9 protein-coding genes are annotated in these 7,745 nt (G+C 55.0%); 5 read left to right on the forward strand and 4 right to left on the reverse strand.

Features of this window, described 5'->3' with window-relative positions; genetic code table 11:
- Positions 1-64: 64 nt before the first annotated feature.
- The gene (locus LIO98_RS10250) at positions 65-418 is read right to left on the reverse strand and encodes a hypothetical protein (RefSeq protein WP_291956511.1); all 354 of its coding nucleotides are present in this window, start codon (positions 416-418) and stop codon (positions 65-67) included.
- Between the two features lie 120 nt (positions 419-538).
- On the opposite strand from LIO98_RS10250, the gene LIO98_RS10255 reads away from it, so the two are divergent.
- Entirely contained in the window at positions 539-1,093 is a 555-nt protein-coding gene (locus LIO98_RS10255) for a GNAT family N-acetyltransferase (protein ID WP_291956514.1), read from the forward strand.
- Here the strand turns inward: LIO98_RS10255 and LIO98_RS10260 are convergent.
- Entirely contained in the window at positions 1,090-1,851 is a 762-nt protein-coding gene (locus LIO98_RS10260) for a GNAT family N-acetyltransferase (RefSeq protein ID WP_291956517.1), read from the reverse strand. The two genes, LIO98_RS10255 and LIO98_RS10260, sit on opposite strands and share 4 nt — an antisense overlap.
- 216 nt (positions 1,852-2,067) lie before the next feature.
- Here LIO98_RS10260 and LIO98_RS10265 point away from each other — a divergent pair, with 216 nt between their 5' ends.
- Entirely contained in the window at positions 2,068-2,502 is a 435-nt protein-coding gene (locus LIO98_RS10265; RefSeq protein ID WP_291956520.1) for a translation initiation factor, read from the forward strand.
- Between the two features lie 505 nt (positions 2,503-3,007).
- Complete coding sequence (locus LIO98_RS10270; RefSeq protein WP_291956522.1) at positions 3,008-3,409, forward strand: helix-turn-helix transcriptional regulator; 402 nt, start codon at positions 3,008-3,010, stop codon at positions 3,407-3,409.
- Between the two features lie 53 nt (positions 3,410-3,462).
- Here the strand turns inward: LIO98_RS10270 and LIO98_RS10275 are convergent, their stop codons facing one another.
- Positions 3,463-3,903, reverse strand: a complete 441-nt coding sequence (locus LIO98_RS10275; protein WP_291956524.1) for a GNAT family N-acetyltransferase — start codon at positions 3,901-3,903, stop codon at positions 3,463-3,465.
- 264 nt (positions 3,904-4,167) lie between these two features.
- Positions 4,168-5,613 (reverse strand): sodium:solute symporter family protein, encoded by a 1,446-nt coding sequence (locus LIO98_RS10280; RefSeq protein ID WP_291956526.1) that lies wholly within the window; start codon positions 5,611-5,613, stop codon positions 4,168-4,170.
- 666 nt (positions 5,614-6,279) lie between these two features.
- On the opposite strand from LIO98_RS10280, the gene LIO98_RS15440 reads away from it, so the two are divergent.
- Both LIO98_RS15440 and LIO98_RS10285 read left to right on the forward strand, forming a co-directional pair.
- On the forward strand, positions 6,280-6,387 hold the full coding sequence (locus LIO98_RS15440; RefSeq protein WP_363304269.1) for a helix-turn-helix domain-containing protein: 108 nt from the start codon (positions 6,280-6,282) through the stop codon (positions 6,385-6,387).
- A 270-nt stretch (positions 6,388-6,657) separates the two neighbouring features.
- A partial coding sequence (locus LIO98_RS10285) for a DUF6273 domain-containing protein (RefSeq protein WP_291956528.1) occupies positions 6,658-7,745 on the forward strand: 1,088 nt, incomplete at its 3' end.

A 7,745-nucleotide genomic window follows, 5' to 3' on the forward strand; every position in this document is an offset into this window, starting at 1 on the left:
AAAAGATATTATCTTAATATTAAATGAAGTATAGATAAAAGAAGAGAGATTTCTCTTCTTTTATCTATCCGTTACACCCGGTACAACCGCCGCAGGCGTCGGTGCGGAGGCCGGAACAGCCCTCCGGTTTTGCCCCGGGACGCGGCCCGTGATGGCAGCCTCCGCCCTCCGTCATCATCTCGTATACCGGCAGGTAAATAGAAATGATGGCTTCGACATTCTCACGGCAGCCGCGCCCTGAGGGGTTGCGCGACGCGCATTCGTTGTCCTCGCAGAGCGGCACGGCCTTGGCCATCGCCTCGTAGCTGTGAGCGCCCTCCATCATCGCGTTGAGGATCATATTTTTCGTGGTTCCCGTGACGGTGCAGACGGGCGTGTCGGCCCGCGCGTCGCGCCAGAGACTCTCCAAATCTATCATAAAACTCATTCCCTTCCTGTGTTTTTTCTATTATAGCCTATCGGCGGTATGGGTTGACCCGCAGCTCCATAACCTTTATAAATATGAGACCGGTAACCGCCATAAAAGGAGGCGAACTCAGTGATCAAGACAGAACGGCTCATAATGCGCAAAATAACCGCGGATGATTTTGAGGCCGCGTCACGGATACTTGGCGACGCGCAGGTGATGTATGCCTGGGAACACGGCTTCTCCGAGGATGAGGTGCGCTCGTGGCTCGGCGAAAACGCGACGAGATATGAGCGCGACGGATTCAGCTTCCTCGCGGCGGTCGAGAGATCCAGCGGCGAAATAATCGGCTTCATCGGCCCCCTTGTCGAGACCATAGAGGGATGCCGCCATTTTGGCATCGCCTACATATTAGGCAGAGAACGCTGGGGCTTGGGCTACGCCACGGAGGGAGCGCGGGCCTCCCTCGCCTATGCCTTTGAGCGTCTGGGGGCGGAACGGGTGATCGCCGAGATTCGGCCGGAGAACGCGGCCTCGCGCCGTGTCGCCGAGCGCCTCGGCATGAAAACGGCGGGCCGCTTTATAAAACATTACCGGGGAAAAGATATGCCGCACCTGATTTATGCAATCTCAAAAGAGGAGTGGGCGGCCTCCGGTCAGACGCCGCCAGCTCCCGAGTCGGCTTAAATATCCTCCGTCAGCGAGCAGATGGGGACCTTATCGATCACCTTGAAGCCGTAATTGATATAAAAGGGCAGCCCCGCCTCCGTCGCGAGAAGCACGAGCGGCTTGCCCTTATGCGCGAGCGCCGCTGTGAGCCCCTCCATCAGGCGCGCGGCGAAGCCGTGGCGGCGGTGTTCCGGCAGCGTGGCGAAATAATAGAGGCCTACTGTCCCGGCAGTCTCGTGGATGAGCGCCGTTGAAAGATACCCCCCGTCGCTCTCGAGCGCGAAGGCCGAGTTGGCCTTGTGCGTGGCAAGATAGGCCCCGTACCTTTTGTAAGAATCCACGCCGGCAGAGGCTTCCCCGCCGAAGGCGTACCAGGCGGCCTCGCCCCATCTCAGTGCCTCATTCTCCGTTATCCGCGAAATATCCTTCGGCAGCTCACCGGCGCGCATGCTTTCCGCGGGAAGGTACATCGAAGTGTATATCCGACGGCGCAGCAGCCCGCGCTCCTCAAATATCTGCGCGAGGCTGTAGGGTGTCTGCGGCAGCCAGGGAGCGACGAACTCCGCTCGGCGATTGCTGAAAAATGAGAGCGCCGCCGAGACGTCTTCATTCTCAGCGCCCGCGCCGAAGATCGCGTAATTCTCACCCGCGTATGGCTGACCGCTCGCCGCCGCGAGCGACGGGGCCTTAAAGGGCAGGGCCGCGCCTCCGGGCGCGCCGCTTAACATCTCCGCGAAGGAGAAGAAATTTTCATCGAAAGCCTGCAATCTATCCATAAGTAATACCTCTCATATCCATATTTCATTCTATTATAATTAAATAGCTTAAACTTAAAAACAACAAGGGTGAATTACAGATTTAACGCTGAAATATTAGCAAGATAGAGGTTCGGCCAGCGCCACTTATGGCCTCCGCTACCTTGCGCGGTGCTATTATCCTATAATTCTAACCGACGGCAAATGTTGTCATGCTCAGGGAAGGAGAAAATTGAATTGAGAGAGAAAAAAAATAAAAAACCTACCGAGGGCGAGGGTTTTTCCCTCTCACAGCAGGGGCCGCTGGGGATATCGCTCAGGGCTCTGCTGGGAGCGGAAGAGGCGAAGCCCGCGGACTCCGCCGCCGCGGAGAAGGATATGGAAAAAATACCGCCGGGACCGGCTCCGGAGAAATTCGCAGCCGAGGCGAAAATATCAAAGGCCGCCCTGCGGCGCGAACGCGCGGGACGCGGCGGCAGGACCGTGACGATCGTGACGCTGCCGCAGGACTACCGCGGCGACCTAACGGCGCTCGCGAAGGAGCTGCGCAAAGCTCTCGGCTGCGGTTCCACTATAGAAGATGGAAAAATCGTCCTTCAGGGCGACATCATGGAGCGCGTGGAGGCCTTTTTCACCAAAAAGGGTGTAACGAAGGTGACAAAGAGCGGATAAAAAGAGTTTATTTAATTTGATTTATGCTGATTAATAATTAAACGGCGGTCGTTATAAAAAGTCCGCCGTCCGTTCATCTTTTTATAAAGGCCAGATGGGCGCCCTCTATATCAACGGCACCCACCCGGCCTTTAGTAGTTTTATTTATACTGTCTGGATAATGCTGTCTTATTTGGAACGTTTTCTCCTAACTATAAACAGCGTAGGCGCCGATACGAGTATCAGCAGCCCGGCGAAGTCCGTTCCGGCGCTGTCCGTGTAAAACTTAGATTTCGTGCCTGCTCCCGTCCAATCCGGCCCAAAGACCGTGAATTATCATGAATACACAGGCTGAAATAACCATTTACATCGCTCAATCCGAAAAATTAAAAGCCAATAATAGATATTATAAGTCTGTAAGCCATATTTTAAAATTAATCAAGCCTTATAGCCTTTTGAATATGACGCAAAGTCCTTCCATAATCAAGTTATAGTTTTTCGATATTCTGTTGAGGGGGGATAAAAGATGATAGGAGATGTCGTGAGAAAATACCGGAAGCTAAAAGGTCTCACTCAGCCGCAGCTCTGTGAGATCCTGAATATCCATCAGACCCACATAAGCAAGATAGAGCAGAACAAACGCTGTCCCTCAGTAGAGCTGCTTGCGGAGATACGCAGAGTTCTTGATATACCGCTTATGGAACTTTGGCGTGATGAAAATACGGAAAAAGTTCTCTCAGAGAGCTTGCGGGCTGGAAGCCCCTCGACGGCGGGGGAATTTTGTGATCCGAAGACATTGGAGGATACCGTCGCCGACGTGATGGCGCAGCTTGACGACATCCAGAAGGAAAAGGTGCTGGATTACGCCCGCGGACAGCTGGAGGTAAAAAGGGCTAAGGAGCTAATAAAAATTTACCGGAACAGTTGATACGCGCGCCGCGTATTTAGCGAACGCGGCGACAGCGCGGAAAAGATTTTCTTTTATGTGTCTATCCTTATAAATTCTCTGATGGTTTTATTTCTGTATATCAGGTCCTCCCTAACGGAAAAGCCGCGGTTTTCCCAAAAGGCGTTTCCCATCTTGTTGCGCGCGAAAACGACGAGCGCGGCCTTGTTGATGCCCTCCGCCTCCAGGGCTTTGAGCGACGCCTCCAAGAGGGCGCCGGCAACGCCCTTTCCGCGCTCGCACAGCGCGACCGCCGTATGATAGATATACCCCCTTCTGCCGTCGTGGCCGCTGATGATTACGCCGATCACCCTCTCCCCCTTTACGGCTGCGAAACAGGTGTTCGGATTTCTCTTTAAATATCTCTCTATGCCCTCTCTGGAATCGTCGAGGCTGTTCAGCCCCAGCCCCGGCGTCTCCATCCAAAGGCGGTAGACCCCGTCATAATCGTCGGCCGTCATTTTTCTTATCTCCATAAAGGTATGCCTCCGGCTGCCGCAGAATTTGAAAATCACGACTATATTATAGAGGCTGGAAAGAATTATATAGAAGAGTAGAGGCGGCGGGCTATTTTAAAGGTCCGGCAAAAATATTGCCGTCCATACGGGCTTATGCGGGAACCGTTTCCGCCGGGTATGAAAAGGCCCCCGCCCGCCTCTGTTGCTGGTTTGGCGGCGAAGGGCCAGATTGTACGTTCTATGGATATTGGGCCTATGCGTTGGTATCTTTTGATACCGTCCTTATGCCTCCGCTCCCGCTTCGGCCTCCACCCTCACCCTCTTCGCGCAGAGGGCGAAGATCGCCGCCGAGGCGAGGATTCCAGGGATTATCGGGTGGATCGCGCCGAGGATTCCCGGGGCGGCGAGGCCGGTCAGCCCCTTCGAGGTCGAGGCGTAGGCGGCGGCGTACCAGGCGGTGGAGCCGAAGAAGCCGCCGAGCGAGCTGAAGAGGGCCGCGCGGGGACCAGCCTTGGGGCCGAAGGCCAGCAGGCCGAGGTAGGGGACCATGATCGCGCAGGCCAGCAGCGTCCAGCTGGTGGCGCAGATCACGGCGATTATGGAGCCGCTTTTGAGCGCGAAGATGCCGCTGCCGAGGGTGCAGAGGACGACGGCGATGCGCCATGACCAGCCCTTGAGCTCCTTTTTGAGCACGTCGCGCCCAAGGCTGCCGCTTGCGATGTGGAGCAGAGCGGAGGCGGTGGAGAGCGAGGCCGAGACGATTGCCAGCGCGAAAAGCTGCTGTCCTATCGCGGGCAGAAGATTATGCATGAGGGTCGGAAGCACGGTGTCGGGGTTCGTGATGCCGCCGCCGAGCATGACGCGGGAGAGCGCGCTTGCGAAGTAGGCTCCGCCCACTACCACGGAGAGCGCGAGCATCGCGAGGGGGGCCGCCTTTTTTGTCTCCTCCATGCTGCGCAGCGCGAAGTGACGCTGGATCAGCTGCGGCTGCGCCCAGATGCCGACCGAGGTCACTATCGTGAGAAAGATTACGTTGAGGCCGCCGGCGCCGCTGGAGAGGGCGAGAAAACCGTTGTCGGCCCCCTTGGCCGGCGGCAGCGCGGCGAGCTGCTGCAGTCCCGCGACGGGGCCGCCTACCGCTCGGAGGAGCGCGATCAGCAGCGCGCCGACGCCGATTATCATTACAAGTCCCTGAATGGCCTCGGTGTACAGCACTCCGCGCAGGCCGCCCCAGATGACCGAGAGGCCGACGATCGCCACCAGCGCCACCAGCGCCGCGTTCACGGAGATCGGGAGCACTCCCGCCACCATCACGGCCGCGCCCTTAAAGACCGCGGAGCCGTAGACGACGAGAAGGACGACAGAGATGGCGCCGAGAAAGGTCTGCAGGACGGGTATCTGGTAGGCTTTTGCCAGCAGCTCCGCCGGTGTGCGCGCGTCGAGCTTTCTCTGCCAGAGGCGTGTCGGCCAGGCGAGGAACCTGTAAACGAACCAGGTGCCGAGCCAGACGTTTCCGGCGGCTACGAGCAGCATTTGCAGCCCGAAGAGGTAGCAGAGGCCGCCGAAGCCCACCAGGGCCACGGCGGAGATGTAGGTGGCGACATAGGCGAGCGCCTGCACGACGACTCCGACCTTACCGGGCAGCAGCGCGTCGTGGCTGCGCGAGTATTTGGCGATGAGGACGAGAACGAGGGCGTAGCCTATCCAGAGCGGCGCGAAGGTGAACATTTTACCTCGCCCTCCTCGCAATCATCACGATAGACCAGGCCGTACTCCAAATAAGCGAAGCTCCCGCGCATACTACCCAAAGATCCGTTCCAAACATTTTCATTACTTCCTTTCACCGTTAAAATTTTATTTATAATTTTTTAATTGCCCGCGATATCAAAAAAGGACCGCTGCCCCTGAGGGCGGCGGTCCTTGAAGTATCTTTCAGAGTTATTACCTTATGCTGTCTGAATCACTTCGTGGAAAACACCGAAAACCCCGAGGCATCATCTGTGCGGGGATAAGCATAAAAGTAATAATAATAGCGGCTGTTATTAAATATTGCCTTTTCCATCGCGCGTGCCTCCTTTGGTTTCGAAAATCTTTACCACTTTTCGTTGGTGAAGTGAATGATACGCCTATATTATTTCCCTGTCAAGACAGGATTTCAATTTTTTGGGCCTTTGTTAATTGCAAAAGTAAAAGCGTCCCGCAGAGGATATGAGCATCGCGTTAACTTATGCGGATAAAGACGCGGCGGTCCGTCTGCGCAGGGCGCGCGCCGAGGGCGGCGAACTGCAGCTGAAAGAGCTGGAAGAGACCTTCGGCGCGGAAGCGTGAGGAGGATATGCCAAGGCCGAACTATGTGCGACACGCGTCGGCGTTCTCGCCGCGAGGGAGCTTGAGATCACGCGGGTGCTTTCGGAGGGGCTGAACCAGCGTGAGGCGGCGGAAAAACTTGGCGTCAGCCGGCAGGCCGTGTCGGAGTGGCTTAAAAAATCTGCCCGAAGGTGAGGGAGGCGCTGGAGGTGGAATAATGTCAGAGGGATGTCTGTGAGAAAAATAAAACGGCTTCACAAACGTCAAAAACTACGGTAAGATGAGATGTAAGTTATCAAAATATCCACAGTAAGAATACTTAATTAGGAGACAAAAAAGATGAAAAAGCGTCATGATGACCATATACTAAATAAATATATTCTTTTGTTCCAAAAACTAAAATTAAGTTTATTATATCGCTCACCCTATCTCTTACTTCTTCTCTTACTGTCACTTACACTAGTATTGGGCGCGGCGCGGAATGCCCCGGCGCTGACGAGTGCGGACGTCGTATATTACGGCAGCTATCCGCAGAGCGTAAGCTCGGCTGACTTTACGGTGGAGTCTATAGTTTGGCGCGTGCTTGAAACGAGCGGCAGCCGGGAGCTGCTGCTCTCGGAAAAGATACTTGACGCGATGGCATTCAACCCCAGTTACAGCGAGACAGATCCCTATGCTTCATGGTGGAGCGAATCGCTGATCCGCAAATTCCTCAACGGAGCGGAATATGTCAAATCGGTATCTGCGGACGTAACGGGAATAACCGTGATAAACCCGAAAGGTTATTCCTTCTACGAGAAGGCCTTCTCCACTGGCGAAGGGAGCGGGATAATAAAGGCGGCTCTGGACAACTCAAGTGTCTATAAGGACAGTACTGTTCCCCCCGGTCCCAATACAACTGATAAAATATTCCTCCTTTCCTACGCCGAGGCGGGAAATTCTGCCTATGGTTTTGTCGATAATAATTCGCGTAAAGCGGAGCTGAGCGATTATGGCGTGGCACAGGGAATCTACAATCATGCGGAAGGTAACAAAAAGTATGGTTATTGGTGGCTTCGTTCCCCCGGGCACGAGAAAAACTATGCGTCTTTCGTCGATAACTACGGCAACCTCAACAAAAACCACGTCTACGATGGGGCAGGCGGTCTTCGTCCGGCTTTCCGTTTGAATCTTGAATTTTTGCTCTTCACCTCTCCCGCCGCAGGCGGAAAGCATGATGGGCAGACCGCTTCGCTCCATAAACAAACCTACACCTCAAACGATAAAGGAAAATACGAACACAAACTGACCCTCGCCACAAACACCTACAAACTCAAGTCGGCAAACATGACTCCGAGTGACATTAAAGGAGGCCAAGACGTCAACATAACGCTTAAGTATGAAGGCGCCTCCACCGGCGTGGGTTATCATCTCGCCGCCGTTGTCACGAGAGGCGACCGTGCCCTATACTACGGGCGGATAAAGAGCCTAGAGGCCGCCGCCGACAAAAGCGGAACCGTCACCTTTGTCATCCCCGAATACCACGACGGCGAAGAGGTCTACATTTTCGTCGA

Origin of the sequence: Cloacibacillus sp. (genome assembly GCF_020860125.1) — a bacterium.
Classification (GTDB): Bacteria; Synergistota; Synergistia; order Synergistales; family Synergistaceae; genus Cloacibacillus.